The organism is Nocardia goodfellowii, from assembly GCF_017875645.1.
In the GTDB taxonomy this organism is placed as follows: Bacteria; Actinomycetota; Actinomycetes; order Mycobacteriales; family Mycobacteriaceae; genus Nocardia; species Nocardia goodfellowii.
Genome location: NZ_JAGGMR010000001.1, coordinates 1 through 19,049 on the forward strand (window position 1 = coordinate 1; position 19,049 = coordinate 19,049).

A 19,049-nucleotide genomic window follows, 5' to 3' on the forward strand; every position below is an offset into this window, starting at 1 on the left:
GGGGGCCTTTCGCAATGATGTTCCGGCGGTGTCCTACTCTCCCACACCCTGTCGAGTGCAGTACCATCGGCGCAGGTGGCCTTAGCTTCCGGGTTCGGAATGGGACCGGGCGTTTCCCCACCGCTATAGCCGCCGTAACTCTATGAAACTATCCACTCCGGAAACCGAACCGGCCCCCGCGCGGGGGTGGTTGGTTTCTGAAACGGTGTGTGTTGTTTCAGATACCGCACAGTGGACGCGTAGCTTCTTTGTTGGTAAGTCCTCGGCCGATTAGTACCAGTCACCTGCACCCGTTACCGGGCTTCCAGTTCTGGCCTATCAACCCCATGGTCTGTGGGGGGCCTTAACCCCTCGAAGGGGGTGAGAAACCTCATCTTGGAACAGGCTTCCCGCTTAGATGCTTTCAGCGGTTATCCCTTCCGAACGTAGCTAACCAGCAGTGCTCCTGGCGGAACAACTGGCACACCAGAGGTTCGTCCGTCCCGGTCCTCTCGTACTAGGGACAGCCTTCCTCAAGTTTCTTAACGCGCGCGGCGGATAGAGACCGAACTGTCTCACGACGTTCTAAACCCAGCTCGCGTGCCGCTTTAATGGGCGAACAGCCCAACCCTTGGGACCTACTCCAGCCCCAGGATGCGACGAGCCGACATCGAGGTGCCAAACCATCCCGTCGATATGGACTCTTGGGGAAGATCAGCCTGTTATCCCCGGGGTACCTTTTATCCGTTGAGCGACACCGCTTCCACTTGCCGGTGCCGGATCACTAGTCCCGACTTTCGTCCCTGCTCGAGCTGTCGCTCTCACAGTCAAGCTCCCTTGTGCACTTGCACTCGACACCTGATTGCCAACCAGGCTGAGGGAACCTTTGGGCGCCTCCGTTACATTTTAGGAGGCAACCGCCCCAGTTAAACTACCCACCAGGCACTGTCCCTGAACCAGATCATGGTCCGAGGTTAGAAGTCCAATACGATCAGAGTGGTATTTCAACGACGACTCCACAAACACTGGCGTGTCCGCTTCACAGTCTCCCACCTATCCTACACAAACCGTACCGAACACCAATACCAAGCTATAGTGAAGGTCCCGGGGTCTTTTCGTCCTGCCGCGCGTAACGAGCATCTTTACTCGTAATGCAATTTCGCCGAGTCTGTGGTTGAGACAGCTGAGAAGTCGTTACGCCATTCGTGCAGGTCGGAACTTACCCGACAAGGAATTTCGCTACCTTAGGATGGTTATAGTTACCACCGCCGTTTACCGGGGCTTAAATTCTCAGCTTCGCCCTTACGGGCTAACCGGTCCTCTTAACCTTCCGGCACCGGGCAGGCGTCAGTCCGTATACATCGTCTTACGACTTCGCACGGACCTGTGTTTTTAGTAAACAGTCGCTTCTCACTGGTCTCTGCGACCCAGCTCAGCTCAGGAAGCAAGTTCCGTCACCAAACCAGGTCCCCCTTCTCCCGAAGTTACGGGGGCATTTTGCCGAGTTCCTTAACCACAGTTCTCTCGATCGCCTTAGTATTCTCTACCTGATCACCTGTGTCGGTTTGGGGTACGGGCCGTGTACCAACTCACTAGAGGCTTTTCTCGGCAGCATAGGATCACTGAATTCGCCTCAATCGGCTACGCATCACCTCTCAGGATATATGTCTGACGGATTTGCCTATCAGACTCCCTACAGGCTTACACCAGTACAACCACTGACTGGCCCAGCTACCTTCCTGCGTCACCCCATCGCTTACCTACTACAGCGAAGGTCCCGTGCAGCAATCCTCCCTCTCACCCGAAGGTGAGATAAGAGAACATTTGGACGGTTAGTACCACTGATTCGGCATTGGGCGCGGATACACGGGTACGGGAATATCAACCCGTTGTCCATCGACTACGCCTGTCGGCCTCGCCTTAGGTCCCGACTCACCCTGGGCGGATTAACCTGGCCCAGGAACCCTTGATCATTCGGCGGACGAGTTTCTCACTCGTCTTTCGCTACTCATGCCTGCATTCTCACTCGCGTAGCCTCCACGGCTGGATCACTCCGCCGCTTCCATGGCTACACGACGCTCCCCTACCCACCCACACCACTGCATAAGTTTCCGCAGAAACAGATGAATGTCTTGTGTGAGTGCCGCGGCTTCGGCGGTGTACTTGAGCCCCGCTACATTGTCGGCGCAAAATCACTTGACCAGTGAGCTATTACGCACTCTTTCAAGGGTGGCTGCTTCTAAGCCAACCTCCTGGTTGTCTTCGCGACTTCACATCCTTTTCCACTTAGTACACGCTTAGGGGCCTTAGCCGGCGATCTGGGCTGTTTCCCTCTCGACTACGAAGCTTATCCCCCGCAGTCTCACTGCCGCGCTCTCACTCACCGGCATTCGGAGTTTGGCTGATTTCGGTAAGCTTGTAGGCCCCCTAGACCATCCAGTAGCTCTACCTCCGGTGAGAAACACGCGACGCTGCACCTAAATGCATTTCGGGGAGAACCAGCTATCACGGAGTTTGATTGGCCTTTCACCCCTACCCACAGCTCATCCCCTCAGTTTTCAACCTAAGTGGGTTCGGGCCTCCACGACGTCTTACCGTCGCTTCACCCTGGCCATGGGTAGATCACTCCGCTTCGGGTCTAGAACATGCGACTGTATCGCCCTATTCGGACTCGCTTTCGCTACGGCTACCCCACACGGGTTAACCTCGCCACATGCCACTAACTCGCAGGCTCATTCTTCAAAAGGCACGCCATCACCCCCAGCCGACCAAACGACTCAAAGGCTTTGACGGATTGTAAGCGCACGGTTTCAGGTACTATTTCACTCCCCTCCCGGGGTACTTTTCACCTTTCCCTCACGGTACTAGTCCGCTATCGGTCACCAGGGAGTATTCAGGCTTACCGGGTGGTCCCGGCAGATTCACAGCAGATTTCACGGGCCCGCTGCTACTCGGGAGACATCCACGAGAGCCTAGGAGTTTTCGTTTACCGGGCTATCACCGTCTACGGCCGGCCGTTCCAGACCACTTCAACTAACACCTAGGTTTCTGACTCTCGCTCCATCCGGCAGAATGAAGAAGAATGTTCCCACTACCCCAACCAGACAACCCCTGCCGGGTATCACATCTGGATGGTTTAGCCTCATCCGCTTTCGCTCGCCACTACTCACGGAATCACTATTGTTTTCTCTTCCTGTGGGTACTGAGATGTTTCACTTCCCCACGTTCCCTCCACACACCCTATATATTCAGGCGCGGGTAACACGACATCACTCGTGCTGGGTTTCCCCATTCGGAAATCCTCGGATCACAGCTCGGTTGACAGCTCCCCGAGGCTTATCGCAGCCTCCTACGTCCTTCATCGGCTCCTGGTGCCAAGGCATCCACCGTACGCTCTTAAACACTTACTAACAAAGATGCTCGCGTCCACTGTGCAGTTCTCAAACAACACACAAGAATGATCCAAAACTCAGCACCAGCCGGAGAAACATCTCCGCGGTATGAACTGAAGAACCAGTCTCGTCGTTTGTTTCGCCTTGAAAGAACGCGTGTTCTTTCAGGACCCAATAGTGTGCCGGTATATTCACCGCCAACCAGTCGTGTGACCGATTGATAGTGCGATGAATGCTGTCAGTGTTCCACCCATGAGCTCCGCCGGACTACATGTGAGTCCGAAACGGCTCTGCCAGTTGCTCATTCACCTACGTGAAGAACTCACTGGAGATGCTCCTTAGAAAGGAGGTGATCCAGCCGCACCTTCCGGTACGGCTACCTTGTTACGACTTCGTCCCAATCGCCGATCCCACCTTCGACGGCTCCCTCCCACAAGGGGTTGGGCCACCGGCTTCGGGTGTTACCGACTTTCATGACGTGACGGGCGGTGTGTACAAGGCCCGGGAACGTATTCACCGCAGCGTTGCTGATCTGCGATTACTAGCGACTCCAACTTCACGGGGTCGAGTTGCAGACCCCGATCCGAACTGAGACCGGCTTTAAGGGATTCGCTCCACCTCACGGTATCGCAGCCCTCTGTACCGGCCATTGTAGCATGTGTGAAGCCCTGGACATAAGGGGCATGATGACTTGACGTCGTCCCCACCTTCCTCCGAGTTGACCCCGGCAGTCTCTCACGAGTCCCCGCCATAACGCGCTGGCAACATAAGATAAGGGTTGCGCTCGTTGCGGGACTTAACCCAACATCTCACGACACGAGCTGACGACAGCCATGCACCACCTGTACACCAACCACAAGGGGGCACCTATCTCTAGGTGTTTCTGGTGTATGTCAAACCCAGGTAAGGTTCTTCGCGTTGCATCGAATTAATCCACATGCTCCGCCGCTTGTGCGGGCCCCCGTCAATTCCTTTGAGTTTTAGCCTTGCGGCCGTACTCCCCAGGCGGGGTACTTAATGCGTTAGCTACGGCACGGATCCCGTGGAAGGAAACCCACACCTAGTACCCACCGTTTACGGCGTGGACTACCAGGGTATCTAATCCTGTTCGCTACCCACGCTTTCGCTTCTCAGCGTCAGTTACTTCCCAGAGACCCGCCTTCGCCACCGGTGTTCCTCCTGATATCTGCGCATTTCACCGCTACACCAGGAATTCCAGTCTCCCCTGAAGTACTCTAGTCTGCCCGTATCGCCTGCAAGCTTGGGGTTGAGCCCCAAGTTTTCACAAACGACGCGACAAACCGCCTACAAGCTCTTTACGCCCAGTAATTCCGGACAACGCTCGCACCCTACGTATTACCGCGGCTGCTGGCACGTAGTTGGCCGGTGCTTCTTCTACAGGTACCGTCACTTGCGCTTCGTCCCTGTCGAAAGAGGTTTACAACCCGAAGGCCGTCATCCCTCACGCGGCGTCGCTGCATCAGGCTTTCGCCCATTGTGCAATATTCCCCACTGCTGCCTCCCGTAGGAGTCTGGGCCGTGTCTCAGTCCCAGTGTGGCCGGTCACCCTCTCAGGTCGGCTACCCGTCGTCGCCTTGGTAGGCCATTACCCCACCAACAAGCTGATAGGCCGCGGGCCCATCCTGTACCGATAAATCTTTCCACCCCAAAGCATGCACTCTGAGGTCATATCCGGTATTAGACCCAGTTTCCCAGGCTTATCCCGAAGTACAGGGCAGATCACCCACGTGTTACTCACCCGTTCGCCGCTCGTGTACCCCGAAGGGCCTTACCGCTCGACTTGCATGTGTTAAGCACGCCGCCAGCGTTCGTCCTGAGCCAGGATCAAACTCTCCGTTGAAGACTCTCGAAAAGCCTCGAAAGGCTAATCAAAAATATCTGAACTAGAGTCCGAAAACCTAGCAAAGCCAAACACCAGCAAAAAGATTCGCTGTTGTTAAATGTCCAACCATCCCAACCGGGGGGTATGAGATAGCTAGAACCAATAAAATATTGGCACTGACATTCATCGACACACTATTGAGTTCTCAAAGAACACACGCACACACATCCACCACTCGATCTCTCGGGGGGTTTCAGCGAGGCAACTTGAACAGCTTAGCTCAGCCAGGCGCCCAGGTTCAAATCCGGGGTTCCAGTCGAGCTAGTGTGATCGTCAGGCGCTCCTCGTACAACCTCGTGTCCCTCGCTCCGCGTCTCCGCTGAGGCTCCGGGTTGGTGTCCGTGTCGCTCTGACTCGATAAAAGTTACGTGGCGCGATGATCAATGTCAAATCGCCTGGTCACAACCAACTTTCGGCGTCAACCCGCGGTACGCGAGGTTAATTCGCCGCCCCGACGCGCTCCACCTGACCGCCCAGCGACTGCAACTTCTCGACGAAGTTCGGGTAGCCGCGGTCGATGTGGAAGACATCGTGCACCTCGGTGACTCCGTCCGCGCACAGGCCCGCCAGCACCAGGCCGGCGCCGGCGCGAATATCGGAGGACCAAACCGGGGCGCTGGACAGCCGCGGAATCCCGCGGACGACCGCGTGATGGCCGTCGGTCCGCGCATCGGCGCCCAGACGGATCATCTCCTCGACGAAGCGGAAACGCGCTTCGAAGATATTTTCGGTGATCATCGAGGTGCCGTCCGCGATCGCGGCCAGGCCGATGGCCATCGGCTGTAGATCGGTCGGGAAACCCGGGAACGGCAGGGTGGAGAAGTTGACCGCGCGCGGACGCTCCTGCTGCACCACGCGAAAACCGTCCACGTCGAAGGAGATTCGGGCACCGGCCGAGCGCAGCTTGTCCAGCACGAGTGACAAATGCTTGGGATTCACCCCGGTGACCTTCACATCGCCCATCGTCATGGACGCGGCGATCCCCCAGGTCGCGGCGACGATCCGGTCGCCGATGACGCGGTGGTCGGTCGGCTTCAGCGTCTTCACACCCTGGATCGTGAGCACGGACGTACCCGCGCCACTGACCCGCGCGCCCATCCGCACCAGCATGTTGCACAGATCGACGATGTCGGGTTCGCGCGCGGCGTTGTCGATGACCGTCTCCCCCTCGGCGAGCACCGCCGCCATGAGGATGTTCTCCGTCGCACCGACGGACGGGAAATCGAGCCGGATACGCGCACCCTGCAGCTGATCGGCCTGGGCGACGACACAACCGTGCTCGATTTCGCTGGTCGCGCCCAGCAGACGCAGACCGGTCTGGTGCATATCGAGCGGGCGGGAGCCGATGGCGTCACCGCCGGGCAGCGCGACGACGGCGCGCTTGCACCGCGCCATGAGCGGGCCGAGCACGCAGACCGAGGCACGGAACTGGGTGACCGCCGGAAAGTCGGCGTGGTACTTCGGCTCGGCGGGCGTCGTGATGGTCACCACCGAGCGGTCGCCCGGGGCGTCGTCGGTAATGGTGACCTCGCAGCCGAGACCGCGCAGTACCTCGGCCATCAGGGGGACGTCGAGGATGTCCGGGCAGTTGGTGATCGTCGACGTGCCCTCCGCCAGGAGGGCGGCGGCCATCAGCTTGAGGACGCTGTTCTTCGCGCCTCCCACTGTCACCTCGCCGACGAGCCGATTGCCGCCGGTGACCAGAAACCGTTCGCTCACGCCACAACCTCGCCGGCGCTCGGTTGTGGTGTGCCGGAGGGCGCAGTGCCCACGGTTCCCTCGCTTCGCTCGCTCACGGGGCTAGCTTATCCATCCACGAGACGGCACATGTGTGTGTACGCGATCCCGGTGCACGGCTGAGCGGTTTGCGTGAAATGCGCTACCCCGTCACCAAGCCGAAGAGACTGTAAATCCGGGCCTCTCGTTCTGCGGCACCGTTGCATTTCGACTACGCTACCGCCGAGTCAGTTCGCTCGATGTCGACAGACCAACCCGCGGCGCAGCGCGCCCACCCTGGTGTCGGCCGAGGTCGAATCCCCTACCGACACCACAGGATCGAGGAATTCTCCGTTGATCACCGGCATACCGGGTCGAGCAGTCCGACCCGGCGCTCTCCTATCCAACCCCTGCTGAGCCGCTATGGATATCCCCGCACTCCAATCGAGTTGGCGCGACGTCGAGAAGGTCGGCGACGAAGCGGTTCTGTACTTCTACTCACACCTGTTCATGGCGCATCCCGATGTGCGGGCCATGTTCCCGGTTTCGATGGCCACGCAGCGCGGCAAGTTCTTCGCCGCCCTCGGCCGCATCGTCAGCAATGTGGACAAGATCGGCGCCGACCCGAGCTTCGTGCAGCAGCTCGGCCGCGATCACCGCAAGTTCGAAGTCGTTGCTGATCATTACCCCGCCGCCGGCGCCTCGCTGCTCGCGACCCTGCAGTACTTCCTGGGCGCCGCCTGGACCGACAGCCTCGCCGCCGATTGGGCCGAGGCCTACGGCATCGTCGCCAAACTGATGGTCGTCGCCGCCGAGGACGACGAAGCCACCTCCCCCGCCTGGTGGGACGCCGAAGTCATCGGCACCGACCGCCGCAGCATCGATGTCGCGGTGCTGCGAATTCGCCCGACCGAGCCGTACCCGTATGTGGCCGGACAGTCGATGGCCGTGGAGATTCCGCAGCGGCCCAAGATGTGGCGTTACTACACTCCGGCGAACGCGCCGCGGGCCGACGGCACCATCGATCTCAATGTGCAGATCGTCGCGGGCGGGCACGTCAGCGCGCCCCTGGCCCGCGAGATCCGGCCCGGCGACACGGTGCGGCTCGGTGCGCCGATCGGCACTGCGCTCACCCTGGCCGACGATCTGCGCGGCGATCTCCTGATGGTCGCCGGCGGAACCGGCCTGGCGCCGATGAGCGCGGTCATCGAACAGCTGGACGCGGATTGGCGGGAAACCGGCCGAACCACGAATGTCCATCTGTTCCACGGGGTTCGGACGCAATGGAACCTCTACGAACATCATTTCCTCAGCGAGATGGCCAACACCCGGCCGTGGTTCCGCTACACGCCGGTCGTCTCCGAAGACCCGACCTACCCCGGCGCCAAGGGTGTCGTCGGAACCGTCGCCGCCCAGGCGCACCACTGGCAGGGCTACACCGCGCTGGTGTGCGGATCAACGCCGATGATCGAGCACACCACCACCGCGCTGGCCGCGGCGGGCATGCCGCGCTCGGCTATCAGGTTCGAACAGTTCGACACGGTCGCGGAGCAAGAGCCCGCAGCGGCCGAGGCACCGGCAGCGATCGGCGCCGACACTATTCCGGCGGGGGCCGGGCATGAGGTGACGACATGGCGCTGAAGCCACGCGATATCGAGAAGGCGAAGTTCAAGAGATCGGCTCTGGGGCGGCGCGGTTACGACGAGAACGACGTCGAGGAATTCCTGGAGCGGGTCGCGCGCGAGGTGTCGCGGCTCAATGCCACCAATAAGCGGCTCAGCCAGCAACTCGAGTTCAGCGGTGAGAAATCGCTGTTGTCGGACAACGATTATCTGGCCTCCCGGGTCGCCGATCTGGAACGCCAGCTCGCGATGTACAAGTCCTCGACACCCGCGGACACGTTCACCGTCGAGCAGCTGCGCTCCGATCTCGCGGCGGTGCGCCGGGAAAACCATCAGTTGCGTGAGGAAGCGCAGCACGACCTGCTCGGGGTCAACATCCGCGCGGTGAACATGCTGAGCCAGGCGCAGTTGTCGGCGGAGTCGACCGTGGCCGAGGCCGAGGTCTACGCTCGCGAGCTGGTCGCGGCGGCCCGGCAGCAATACGCGGACATTCTGCGCCAGGCACAGGAGTCCGCGGCGCAGGCGGCCGACGGAATCGCCTCGCTGACCAATGTGCCCACGGGGGCGCCGGATCCGGTGCCCGCCGAGATCGAGTACATCCGCACCTACGCGCAGATCGCGCAGAAGCAGATGCACACCATCGTCGAGGCGCTGTTCAGCGAGATCGACAAGCTCGGCGAGCCGAAAGCGCCGCAGCAGCAGAACGCTTCGCGTCCGGTGCAGGCCGAGATCTCGACGCCGGTCGAGGCCGTGGACAAGCCCGCTCCGGTGTCGTACTGGAGTCCGGCGCAGCTCACCTCTTCCGACGACTTCAGCCACTAGTGCCGCCGAATCCCAAGCTGCGAATCGAAATTCCTTGCGCTACAGTGCTTTTCGATTCGCGGCCGAGGTTCGAAACGGCCACGACGAATTGAGAAGGGTAAGCCTGCAATGGCGGATTCCATTTATGACCAGATCGGCGGGGCCGAGGCCATCGCCGCTGTCGTCGACGATTTCTACGTCCGGGTACTGGCCGACGAGGAACTGGCCAGGTTCTTCACCGGCGTGAACATGTCCCGGCTCAAGGGGCTGCAGACCGAATTCTTCTGCGCCGCCCTGGGCGGACCAGAGACCTACAGCGGCGCCGGGATGCGTGACGTGCACCAAGGCCGCGGGATCGCGCAGAAGCACTTCGACCTGGTCGCGGGGCACCTCATCGCCGCGTTGAGTGGCGCGGGCGTGCCCGACGACACCGTCGAGCAGATCATCGCGGCGATCGCGCCGCTGTCCGACGACATTGCCAGCGCGGGCGTGCAGAGCTGATCGACAAACGCCGAAAGGGCCCTTTCATCCCGCGCGGATGAAAGGGCCCTTCGTCGTTTCGCGGCCGACTACTACTTCGCGCCGCCGGGCTGCCAGAGCACATCGCCGCCAGGGTTGGTGACCCGGCTGAGAATGAACAGCAGATCCGACAACCGGTTCAGGTAACGCGCGGGCAGCACGCTGGTGTCGTCCGGATGCGCGTCCACCGCGGCCCACGCCGAACGCTCCGCGCGCCGGGCAACGGTGCGCGCGGTGTGCAGCAGCGCGGCCAACGGGGTGCCGCCGGGCAGAATGAACGAATTCAACGGCGCCAGTTCGGCATTGAACTCATCGCACCAGCCTTCCAGGCGGTCGATGTAGTCCTGCGTGATGCGCAGCGGGGGATATTTGGGCTCGGCCACCACCGGGGTGGACAGATCCGCGCCCGCGTCGAAGAGATCGTTCTGCACCTGGCGCAGCACCGCCAGAATCTCGGGTTCGGGATCGCCCAGTGCCACGGCCACGCCGATCGCGGCATTCGCTTCGTCGCAGTCGGCGTAGGCGGCCAGGCGGGGATCGTTCTTGGAGACCCGGGAGAAATCGCTGAGACCGGTGGTTCCGTCATCGCCGGTACGCGTGTAGATCCGCGTGAGGTGCACGTTCACGAGATCCAGCGTAGTGGCTGGCGGGATCAGAGCCCGCCGAGACGGCGGGTGCGGTCCGACGGGCGGGATTCGACCCAGGACAGGAAAGCCGCGCGAGCGCCCCGGTCCAAGGCGATCTCGAAGCCGCCGTGGGCATCGGATACGCCGGTGACGATGATTTCGTCGGTCATGATGTCGTATTCGTCGCCGACGGGGCCGCGCCGTTCGCCGATCTCGATCCCCTGCCGGCGAATCACGGAATCGGGGCCCAGCTTCAAGCTGGTGAGTTTGTAGAAGACGAGGCGATCCTCGTCATAGCGGATCAAACCGTGCCGCCAACCCTGGCCACCGTTGGCGGGCAAGACCCGTAACAAGGCGGAGGTGCCGCCGCGGCGCAGCATTAGCAGGCGGTAGGTAGAAATCAGGGCGAGCGCGACCAGCATCAATACCAGGGTGATCAGAACAATCATCCCGGTCTGCAATGCGGTCCGTCCTTTCGCCCGGCCACCAGGCGCGGCAGCCGTTACCCATCCGTTGCGATATTCAAACACGAGTCTACAAACAGGCGACCACGGGGTAGCCCTTGTCCGACCGAAAAGCATTGTCGGCGGCGAAGATAACCTTCGCCGCCGACCTGCGCTATGAAATTACAACCGTACTCTCGTCAGTGCTCGGCGAGCGCTTCGACCGCGCGCACCTGAGCCTGAGCCACCGTCCGGTCCTCCTCGGAGGCCTCGGCGTCGGCGAGCACCTTGCGGGCCGCGTCGACATCGACCTCACCGGCGAACTCGGCAGTCTCGGCCAGCACCCGGACCGTATTGGCCGTGACGGAGAAGAACCCGCCGTGCACCGCCGCGACGATCCGCTCACCCTCGACCGGAACGATGGTCACGGTGCCGCCCTCGACCAACTGGCCGAGCAGCGGCTCGTGTCCCGGCATGATGCCGATCTGGCCCTCGGTGGTCTGCGCGCTGACGAACGAGGCCTGGCCGGACCAGAGCCTGCGTTCGAGCGCGACGAGGTCAACTGACATGTCCTTGCTGGACTCAGCCATCGTGGACTACTTTCCGGCGATCTTCTTCGCGGCCGCCTCGACGTCGTCGAGACCACCGCAGGAGTTGAACGCCTGCTCCGGGAAGTGGTCGAACTCGCCCTTGCAGACCCGGTCGAAGTCGTCGATGGTCTGCTCCAGCGGCACGACCGAGCCCGGCTGACCGGTGAACTTCTCGGCCACGATGAAGTTCTGGCCGAGGAACTTCTCCAGACGACGGGCGCGGCCGACGAGGACCTTGTCCTCTTCGGAGAGCTCGTCCATACCCAGGATGGCGATGATGTCCTGCAGTTCCTTGTACTTCTGCAGGATCCGCTTGACCTCGTTGGCCACCGCGAAGTGCCGGTCGCCGACGATCGAAGCCTCGAGGATACGAGAGGTCGAGGTCAGCGGGTCGACAGCCGGGTAGATGCCCTTCTGCGAGATCGGGCGGGAAAGCTCGGTCGTCGCGTCCAGGTGGGCGAAGGTGGTGGCCGGCGCCGGGTCGGTGTAGTCGTCGGCGGGGACGTAGATCGCCTGCAGCGAGGTGATCGAGCGACCACGGGTCGAGGTGATGCGCTCCTGGAGCTCACCCATCTCGTCCGCCAGCGTCGGCTGGTAACCCACGGCGGAGGGCATACGACCCAGCAGGGTCGAGACCTCGGAACCGGCCTGGGTGAAACGGAAGATGTTGTCGATGAACAGCAGCACGTCCTGGTGCTGCACGTCGCGGAAGTACTCGGCCATGGTCAGAGCCGAGAGGGCGACGCGCATACGCGTGCCCGGCGGCTCGTCCATCTGGCCGAAGACCAGGGCGGTGTCCTGCAGGACGCCCATCTCTTCCATTTCCAGGTGCAGGTCGGTGCCCTCACGGGTGCGCTCACCGACGCCGGCGAACACCGACGTACCGGAGAACTCACGCGCGATACGGGTGATCATCTCCTGGATCAGCACGGTCTTGCCGACACCGGCGCCACCGAACAGACCGATCTTGCCGCCCTTCACGTACGGGGTCAGCAGGTCGATGACCTTGATGCCGGTCTCGAGCAGCTCGGTCTTGCCTTCGAGCTGATCGAAGCTCGGGGGCTTGCGGTGGATGCCCCACTGCTCGCCGTCGCGGCCCAGGCCCGGGCTGTCCAGGCAGTCACCAAGGGCGTTGAAGACGTGGCCCTTGACGATGTCACCGACGGGCACCGAGATCGGCTTACCGGTGTCGGAGACGCTCGCGCCACGGACCAGGCCGTCGGTCGGCTGCATCGAGATGGTGCGCACGATGCCGTCGCCGAGGTGCTGGGCGACCTCGAGGGTGAGGGTCTTGGCCACCGACTTCAGAGCGATGTCGGCGTGCAGAGCGTTGAACAGCTCGGGGATCGAGCCGCGCGGGAACTCGACGTCCACGACGGGGCCGATGACCCGGACGACGCGGCCTGCGGTGCCACCGGCCCGAGCCGTGGTGTCTTGAGAGACAGCTGCGGTCATTGGTTTGGTTTCTCTTCCTGCGCTTTAGTCGCGGTCGCCGCTCGCGGCCAGCGCGTTGACGCCACCCACGATTTCGCTGATTTCCTGCGTGATCTGGGCCTGACGCACCGAGTTCGCCTCGCGCTGCAGCACACTGGCCAGCTCGTTGGCGTTGTCGGTGGCGGCCTTCATTGCGGTGCGCCGAGCCGCGGACTCGGATGCCGCTGCCTCGAGCAACGATGAGTAGATACGCGTGTTGATGTACTTGGGCAGCAGCGCCGCCAGCAGCACATCGGCGTCGGGCTCGAACTCGTACTGGGCCTTGATGTCAGCGGTCTCGGAATCCGAGAAGCTGTCCTCGCCCATATCGAAGCTCTCTTCGATGAAGCTGACCTGGATCGGCGCCAGGCGGCGCACCTCCGGGGTCTGCGTCAGCATCGAGACGAACCGGGTGTAGACGACATGCAGTTCGTCGACACCGGCGATGTTGCCCTCACCGTTGGGTGCGGGCACCTCGCCGTCGGCTCCGGCCATGAACGCCTCGACCAGGTGGTTGCACGCGGCCGACGCATCGAGGTAGGTCGGCTGCTGGGAGAACCCGGTCCACGCGGCCACCGGCGGACGGCTGCGGAAGGTGTAGTACGTGAGGCCTTTGTTGCCCATCACATACAGCACCGGCTCCTTGCCCTCGTTGCGCAAGGTGGTCATCAGCTCTTCAGCGCGCCGGAACACGTTGGAGTTGTAACCACCGCACATGCCGCGGTCACTGCTGATCACCAGAACCGCTGCCCGGCGCGGGTTTTCCCGCTCGGTCAGCAGCGGGTGCGCCAGGTTCTTCGACGCACTCGCCAGCTCGGCCAGCGCCTTGGTGATCTCCTCGGCGTACGGCTTGGCGGCCGCGACCCGGGCCTGAGCCTTGGTGATTCGCGAGGTCGCGATCAGCTCTTGGGCCTTGGTGATCTTCTTGGTCGAATTCACACTGCGAATGCGGGAGCGCAATTCACGCAAGCTTGCCATTGGTCACCCTCCCTTCATTCGCCAGTTCCGAATAGCGCATCAGCTAGTCCGACTTACTTCTCGACGTGCTTGCGGGTAACCGACAGCTTCTCGACCTCTTCGTGGTCGAGCTCGCCGGCTTCCGCCTCGTTCACCACGCGGCTGCCGTCCGAAGCGAGGAAGCCCGCCTTGAACTTGTCGGTCGCCGACGTGATGGCCTCGGCCGCATCGCCGTCGAGCGGCTTGGCGCCACCCTGCAGCGAGTCGAACGCGTCCTGGGCGTTGCGGTGCAGGTCTTCGAGCAGCTCGCGGTTGAAGCGACGGATGTCGCCGACCGGAACCGAGTCGTAGTAGCCCTTGTCCACCAGGAAGATCGAGATGACCTGGTCCTCGACCGAAACCGGCGAGTACTGGTTCTGCTTGAGCAGCTCGACCCAGCGGGCGCCGCGCTCGAGCTGAGCCTTGGAGGCGGCATCCAGGTCGGAGGCGAAGGCGGAGAACGCCTCCAGCTCACGGAACTGGGCCAGCTCCAGACGCAGCGAACCGGCGACCTTCTTCATGGCCTTGGTCTGGGCGGCGCCACCGACACGGGAAACCGAGGTACCGACGTTGATCGCCGGGCGGACACCCTTGTTGAACAGGTCGGACTCGAGGAAGACCTGGCCGTCGGTGATGGAGATGACGTTGGTCGGGATGAACGCCGAGACGTCACCGGCCTTGGTCTCGATGATCGGCAGACCGGTCATCGAGCCCGCGCCCATGGCGTCGGAGAGCTTCGCGCAACGCTCCAGCAGACGCGAGTGCAGGTAGAAGACGTCACCCGGGTACGCCTCGCGGCCCGGCGGGCGACGCAGCAGCAGCGAGATGGCGCGGTACGCCTCGGCCTGCTTGGTCAGGTCGTCGAACACGATCAGGACGTGCTTGCCCTGGTACATCCAGTGCTGGCCGATGGCCGAACCGGTGTAGGGGGCCAGCCACTTGAAGCCGGCGGAGTCCGAGGCCGGGGCCGCGACGATGGTGGTGTACTCCATCGCGCCGTGCTCCTCCAGCGCGGCCTTGACGCCCGCGATGGTGGAACCCTTCTGACCGATGGCGACGTAGATGCAGCGCATCTGCTTCGCCGGGTCGCCGGACTCCCAGTTCGCCTTCTGGTTCAGGATGGCGTCGATGCAGACCGCGGTCTTTCCGGTCTTGCGGTCACCGATGACCAGCTGACGCTGGCCGCGGCCGATGGCGGTCAGGGCGTCGATGGCGGTGATGCCGGTGGCCATCGGCTCCTCGACCGGCTGACGCTCCAGCACGGAAGCGGCCTGCAGCTCGAGCACGCGACGCTCTTCGGCCTCGATGTCGCCGAGGCCGTCGATCGGCTGGCCGAGCGGGTTGACCACGCGACCGAGGAAGTTGTCACCGACGGGGACCGAGAGCACGTCACCGGTCCGCTTGACTTCCTGGCCCTCTTCGATCTCGGCGAACTCGCCGAGGATGACCGCACCGATCTCGCGGTCTTCGAGGTTCAGCGCGACGCCGAGCACGCCGCCCGGGAACTCGAGCAGCTCGTTGGCCATTGCCGAAGGCAGGCCGGAGACGTGCGCGATGCCGTCACTCGCGTCGGTGACCACACCGATTTCTTCGATGGAGGTCTCGGGGGTGTAGCTCTGGGTGTAGCTCTCGATCGCGCTACGGATCTCGTCGGAGGAGATCGTCAGCTCCGCCATGTTCTTCCTGCTCTCGCTGTGTCGTTCTCGAATGTCGGGGGGTGGGCTAGGCCAGCTCGCGGCGCAGCCGCTCCAGTCGGCCGATGGCGCTGCCGTCGATCACGTCGTCGCCGACGCGGACAACCAGCCCGCTCAGCAGATTCGGATCGACCTCGACGTGTACTGCGACCGGCTTTCCGTAGATGCGCTGCAGGGAGCCGGCCAGCCGGTCCCGCTGCTCCTGGGTCAGCTCGATCGCGGCCTGCACATGCGCGACAATCTGTTCGCGCCGGGCGGCCGCCAAGTCGGACAGCGCGTCGAACGCGTCGCCGATGCTGGTCTTTTGCCGGACGACGGCCTGTTCGGCGAGGGCGACCGTGATGTCGGAGGCCTTGCCGTTCAGCAACCGGGCGATCAGTTCGCGCTTGGCCTGAGCCGGCTTGCCGCGATCCGACAGTGCCTGCTCCAGTTCGGGGCTGTCGGCGATGATGCGTCCGAGCCGGAACAGCTCGTCCTCCACCGCGTCGAGCTTGCCGCTGTCGGCTGCCGACTCCAGCAACGCTTCCTGCCCGAGCAACACCAGGGTGTCGACCAGATCGGCGGTGCGGGACCAGTCCTGGGCCACGGCGGTGGTCAGCACTGCCTGTGTGGCAGGACTGACCTTGCCGCCGAAGACCCGCTCGCTCAGCTCGGCACGCGCCGAACCAGGCACCGACACGTCCGCGAGCGCAACACGCAGCGAACGCTGTTCGTCCAGCACGGCGACAACGGCGAACAGTTCAGAGCCCGTCGTGGCGGCAACGCTGTCGCTTCCGGTCAGAGCGGCGCGCAGCGCCTCTCGGGACCGGGCGCTCGCCTCACGGCTCGCTGCGTACATGCTTCTCACTTTCGCGTCGTTACCTTCCGACCCCGATGCCGGCATTCGACTCGTCGAGTTCGGTCAGGAACCGCTCGATCGATGCCGCCTGCTTGGCTTCGTCCGAAACCGACTGACCGATAACCTTCTCGGCCAAGTCGACGGCCGTACGGCCGACTTCGGAACGCAGCTCGTTCTGGATCTGCTGGCGCTGGGCTTCCAGCTGGCTGTGGCCGGCGGCCACAATGCGATCGCTCTCGGCCTGGGCCTCCGAGCGCATCTGCGCCAGGATTTCCTGCCCCTGGGTCCGGGCTTCCTCACGGATGCGCGCGGCTTCCAGGCGAGCGTCGGCCAGCTGCTGCTTGTACTGCTCGAGTGTCTGCTGGGCTTCTTCCTGCGCGACCTCGGCGCGGGCGATGCCGCCCTCGATCTTCTCGGCACGCTCGTCCAGCACCTTCATCAGGCGGGGAACGACGTACTTGTAGAAGACGATGCCGATTACGAGCAGGCAGACTGCCGACCAAAAGATGTCATACGGCTCGGGAATGAGGGGGTTGCGTTCCTCCCCCGCAGTTTCCGCGAGCACAGTCATGCCGGTCATGGCAATCAGAAGATGAAGCCGGCGACGAGGCCGATCAGGGCCAGCGCCTCGGTGAACGCGATACCGAGGAACATGTTGGTCCGGATCGTGCCCTGCAGTTCGGGCTGGCGGGCGATGCCCTCGATGGCCTTACCGACCACGATGCCGACGCCGATGCCGGGGCCGATGGCGGCCAGGCCGTAGCCGATGGCGCCGAAGCCCTTGAACTTCTCGCCGGTGGTGGCGGCTTCCTGGGCCAGGTACGCGAGGCTCATGAGTTTCTTTCCCTTTCTGTTGCACACACCGCCGGTCGGCGGGGAGCAGGTATCCAGTCGTTAGTTGTCGGTCAGTGAGAATCTGCGTGCTGGGCAAGTCCGATGTAGACGGCGGTCAGCAGGGCGAAGACGTACGCCTGCAGGAAGACCACCAGCAGTTCGAACAGCGTGAATCCGAGGCCGGCCAGCAGCGAGAACGGCGAGAAGATCTTCATCCACGCCACGGCGTCGAAGAGGAAGAACTGCGTCGCGCTGAAGAACAGGACCAGCATGATGTGGCCCGCCAGCATGTTCGCCATGAGTCGGACGGTCAGCGTGAACGGCCGGAGCACGAAGGTCGAGATGAACTCGATCGGGATCAGCAGCAGATGCAGCGCGGGCGGAACATTCGGAACCACGATGGAGCTGCGCATGTACTTGAGGAAGCCGTACTTCTTGATGCCCACGTAGTTGAAGGTGACGTAGGCGAGCACGGCCAGTACCAGCGGCATGCCGATGCGGGCGTTCGACGAGATGTTCAAACCCGGAATGACACCGGAGAAGTTCAGAAAGAGGACCGTGAAGAAGATGGTCGCGATGAGCGGGAAGAACTTGCGCCCGGATTCTTTACCGAGAACCTCGTCGCAAATCTGCTCCTTGACGAAGAGCAGGCCATATTCGGCGACGTTCTGCAAGCCGCGCGGGACGATCTTCGGGCTGCGGAATGCCAGCAGCATGAAGCCGAGTAGCAGCGCCGTCATCAGGATGCGAACGAGCATCAAACGGTCGAGTTCGAAGAACGTTCCCTCGAACAGCACAGCTTCAGGGAAAAAGTCATCTAGCGAAGGCGCATGGAACTCGCCCGCCGCCAAAGTGGTGACGCTCAGCGTTCTCTCCCGTGTTCGGGCCGCGGGTACGGTCATATCCCGCGGTTCGATCGGACATTGACGATCAATTTGGGTCGACTAGGTCGGCTCGAAGTTCGTCAGCAGCTGAGCGGCAAACCGCTTGGGCGTCTGTACGTGTGTCGGCGACATCGTCGACATGCAGAACCGAAACCCTCCGGGCCCGGTACGGCAGTAAGCATAGCGGCACTTGGCGGGGTCTAGGTGACCCCCCCTACCTTGGGTGCTTGCTTACCAACACTTTACCAAGTTATCTACGACGCTGTGTAGGGGGGTGAGCATTTTTCCTACTCGCCGGTATCGGAGTCGCCCGCCGGAGTCGTCACGTACGGAACCTTCTGGCGCAGAACGCCGTAGGTCTCGGCGCCCAGAACGATCAGCAGCGCGCCCACCACGGTGAGGAACAAAGCTATCCGGTTGTAGAAATCGAATTGCTGCAGCAGGGCCACCACCAACAGCACCACGAGCAGCTTGCCCACCCAGCTGACCAGGATGATCAGGCCCGCGGTGCTCGGCGGCAGCTTGGCTCCGAACAGCACCGCGGCGGCCGTGGTGAGGATGAATCCGCCGCCGATGGCGGCGCCGATCAGCGCGCCCCACAGGCCGGGCATCCCGGCCGCCGCGGTCGCGATCGAGACGGCGAGCACCACCAGGACGACCAACCCGATGAGGCCGTATCGCAGCGCCGACCGCAGCGGAGCGTCGGGTCCGGGGATCGGCTTCGGAGTAAAGGTCACGA

General features: G+C 62.6%; 15 protein-coding genes and 3 rRNA genes. 3 read left to right on the forward strand and 15 right to left on the reverse strand.

Annotated elements, in window-relative coordinates; translation table 11 throughout:
• Window positions 1-20 precede the first annotated feature (20 nt).
• From rrf to murA, 4 genes are all read right to left on the reverse strand, one after another.
• A 5S ribosomal RNA gene (gene rrf / locus BJ987_RS00005) occupies window positions 21-137 on the reverse strand.
• Window positions 138-250: 113 nt separating this feature from the next.
• Window positions 251-3,389 (reverse strand): 23S ribosomal RNA (locus BJ987_RS00010).
• Window positions 3,390-3,713: 324 nt separating this feature from the next.
• Window positions 3,714-5,232: ribosomal RNA gene (locus tag BJ987_RS00015) — 16S ribosomal RNA — on the reverse strand.
• The 16S, 23S and 5S rRNA genes sit together here, the layout of an rRNA operon.
• A 480-nt stretch (window positions 5,233-5,712) precedes the next feature.
• Window positions 5,713-6,993, reverse strand: a complete 1,281-nt coding sequence (gene murA, locus BJ987_RS00020; RefSeq protein ID WP_209883471.1) for a UDP-N-acetylglucosamine 1-carboxyvinyltransferase — start codon at window positions 6,991-6,993, stop codon at window positions 5,713-5,715.
• Window positions 6,994-7,413: 420 nt separating this feature from the next.
• On the opposite strand from murA, the gene BJ987_RS00025 reads away from it, so the two are divergent.
• From BJ987_RS00025 to BJ987_RS00035, 3 genes are all read left to right on the forward strand, one after another.
• On the forward strand, window positions 7,414-8,631 hold the full coding sequence (locus BJ987_RS00025) for a globin domain-containing protein (protein WP_209883473.1): 1,218 nt from the start codon (window positions 7,414-7,416) through the stop codon (window positions 8,629-8,631).
• Window positions 8,622-9,434, forward strand: a complete 813-nt coding sequence (locus BJ987_RS00030; protein ID WP_209883474.1) for a DivIVA domain-containing protein — start codon at window positions 8,622-8,624, stop codon at window positions 9,432-9,434. The genes BJ987_RS00025 and BJ987_RS00030 overlap by 10 nt, the downstream gene beginning before the upstream one ends.
• Before the next feature lie 108 nt (window positions 9,435-9,542).
• Window positions 9,543-9,914, forward strand: a complete 372-nt coding sequence (locus BJ987_RS00035; protein WP_209883476.1) for a group I truncated hemoglobin — start codon at window positions 9,543-9,545, stop codon at window positions 9,912-9,914.
• 71 nt (window positions 9,915-9,985) lie between these two features.
• Here the strand turns inward: BJ987_RS00035 and BJ987_RS00040 are convergent, their stop codons facing one another.
• The 11 genes from BJ987_RS00040 to BJ987_RS00090 all read right to left on the reverse strand — a co-directional run bounded on the left by BJ987_RS00040 (window position 9,986) and on the right by BJ987_RS00090 (window position 19,047).
• Window positions 9,986-10,558 carry a cob(I)yrinic acid a,c-diamide adenosyltransferase gene (locus tag BJ987_RS00040; protein ID WP_209883478.1) on the reverse strand — a complete coding sequence of 191 codons (573 nt, stop codon included), beginning with the start codon at window positions 10,556-10,558 and terminating at the stop codon, window positions 9,986-9,988.
• A gap of 26 nt (window positions 10,559-10,584) precedes the next feature.
• Window positions 10,585-11,007: a DUF2550 domain-containing protein gene (locus BJ987_RS00045; protein WP_209883480.1), complete on the reverse strand. Its 423-nt coding sequence runs from the start codon at window positions 11,005-11,007 to the stop codon at window positions 10,585-10,587.
• Between the two features lie 194 nt (window positions 11,008-11,201).
• Complete coding sequence (locus BJ987_RS00050; protein ID WP_209883481.1) at window positions 11,202-11,591, reverse strand: F0F1 ATP synthase subunit epsilon; 390 nt, start codon at window positions 11,589-11,591, stop codon at window positions 11,202-11,204.
• A gap of 6 nt (window positions 11,592-11,597) precedes the next feature.
• Entirely contained in the window at window positions 11,598-13,046 is a 1,449-nt protein-coding gene (atpD, locus tag BJ987_RS00055; RefSeq protein WP_209883482.1) for a F0F1 ATP synthase subunit beta, read from the reverse strand.
• A 24-nt stretch (window positions 13,047-13,070) separates the two neighbouring features.
• On the reverse strand, window positions 13,071-14,042 hold the full coding sequence (locus BJ987_RS00060) for a F0F1 ATP synthase subunit gamma (RefSeq protein WP_209883483.1): 972 nt from the start codon (window positions 14,040-14,042) through the stop codon (window positions 13,071-13,073).
• A gap of 53 nt (window positions 14,043-14,095) precedes the next feature.
• Entirely contained in the window at window positions 14,096-15,736 is a 1,641-nt protein-coding gene (atpA, locus tag BJ987_RS00065) for a F0F1 ATP synthase subunit alpha (RefSeq protein WP_209883484.1), read from the reverse strand.
• A gap of 46 nt (window positions 15,737-15,782) precedes the next feature.
• Window positions 15,783-16,592, reverse strand: a complete 810-nt coding sequence (locus BJ987_RS00070) for a F0F1 ATP synthase subunit delta (protein ID WP_209883485.1) — start codon at window positions 16,590-16,592, stop codon at window positions 15,783-15,785.
• Between the two features lie 19 nt (window positions 16,593-16,611).
• On the reverse strand, window positions 16,612-17,172 hold the full coding sequence (locus BJ987_RS00075; RefSeq protein ID WP_209883486.1) for a F0F1 ATP synthase subunit B: 561 nt from the start codon (window positions 17,170-17,172) through the stop codon (window positions 16,612-16,614).
• Between the two features lie 5 nt (window positions 17,173-17,177).
• Window positions 17,178-17,426 (reverse strand): ATP synthase F0 subunit C, encoded by a 249-nt coding sequence (locus BJ987_RS00080; RefSeq protein ID WP_209883487.1) that lies wholly within the window; start codon window positions 17,424-17,426, stop codon window positions 17,178-17,180.
• Between the two features lie 71 nt (window positions 17,427-17,497).
• Complete coding sequence (gene atpB, locus BJ987_RS00085; protein WP_194817633.1) at window positions 17,498-18,328, reverse strand: F0F1 ATP synthase subunit A; 831 nt, start codon at window positions 18,326-18,328, stop codon at window positions 17,498-17,500.
• Between the two features lie 269 nt (window positions 18,329-18,597).
• Complete coding sequence (locus BJ987_RS00090) at window positions 18,598-19,047, reverse strand: Cg1360 family ATP-synthase-associated protein (protein WP_209883489.1); 450 nt, start codon at window positions 19,045-19,047, stop codon at window positions 18,598-18,600.
• Between the last annotated feature and the right edge of the window lie 2 nt (window positions 19,048-19,049).

Coding starts and splice junctions, on each gene's coding strand:
- atpB (WP_194817633.1), bottom strand. CDS start 18,328: ATGACCGTACCCGCGGCCCGAACACGGGAGAGAACGCTGAGCGTCACC.
- atpA (WP_209883484.1), bottom strand. CDS start 15,736: ATGGCGGAGCTGACGATCTCCTCCGACGAGATCCGTAGCGCGATCGAG.
- BJ987_RS00060 (WP_209883483.1), bottom strand. CDS start 14,042: ATGGCAAGCTTGCGTGAATTGCGCTCCCGCATTCGCAGTGTGAATTCG.
- BJ987_RS00050 (WP_209883481.1), bottom strand. CDS start 11,591: ATGGCTGAGTCCAGCAAGGACATGTCAGTTGACCTCGTCGCGCTCGAA.
- BJ987_RS00025 (WP_209883473.1), top strand. CDS start 7,414: ATGGATATCCCCGCACTCCAATCGAGTTGGCGCGACGTCGAGAAGGTC.
- BJ987_RS00075 (WP_209883486.1), bottom strand. CDS start 17,172: ATGACCGGCATGACTGTGCTCGCGGAAACTGCGGGGGAGGAACGCAAC.
- BJ987_RS00045 (WP_209883480.1), bottom strand. CDS start 11,007: ATGATTGTTCTGATCACCCTGGTATTGATGCTGGTCGCGCTCGCCCTG.
- BJ987_RS00080 (WP_209883487.1), bottom strand. CDS start 17,426: ATGAGCCTCGCGTACCTGGCCCAGGAAGCCGCCACCACCGGCGAGAAG.
- atpD (WP_209883482.1), bottom strand. CDS start 13,046: ATGACCGCAGCTGTCTCTCAAGACACCACGGCTCGGGCCGGTGGCACC.
- BJ987_RS00035 (WP_209883476.1), top strand. CDS start 9,543: ATGGCGGATTCCATTTATGACCAGATCGGCGGGGCCGAGGCCATCGCC.
- BJ987_RS00070 (WP_209883485.1), bottom strand. CDS start 16,592: ATGTACGCAGCGAGCCGTGAGGCGAGCGCCCGGTCCCGAGAGGCGCTG.
- BJ987_RS00030 (WP_209883474.1), top strand. CDS start 8,622: ATGGCGCTGAAGCCACGCGATATCGAGAAGGCGAAGTTCAAGAGATCG.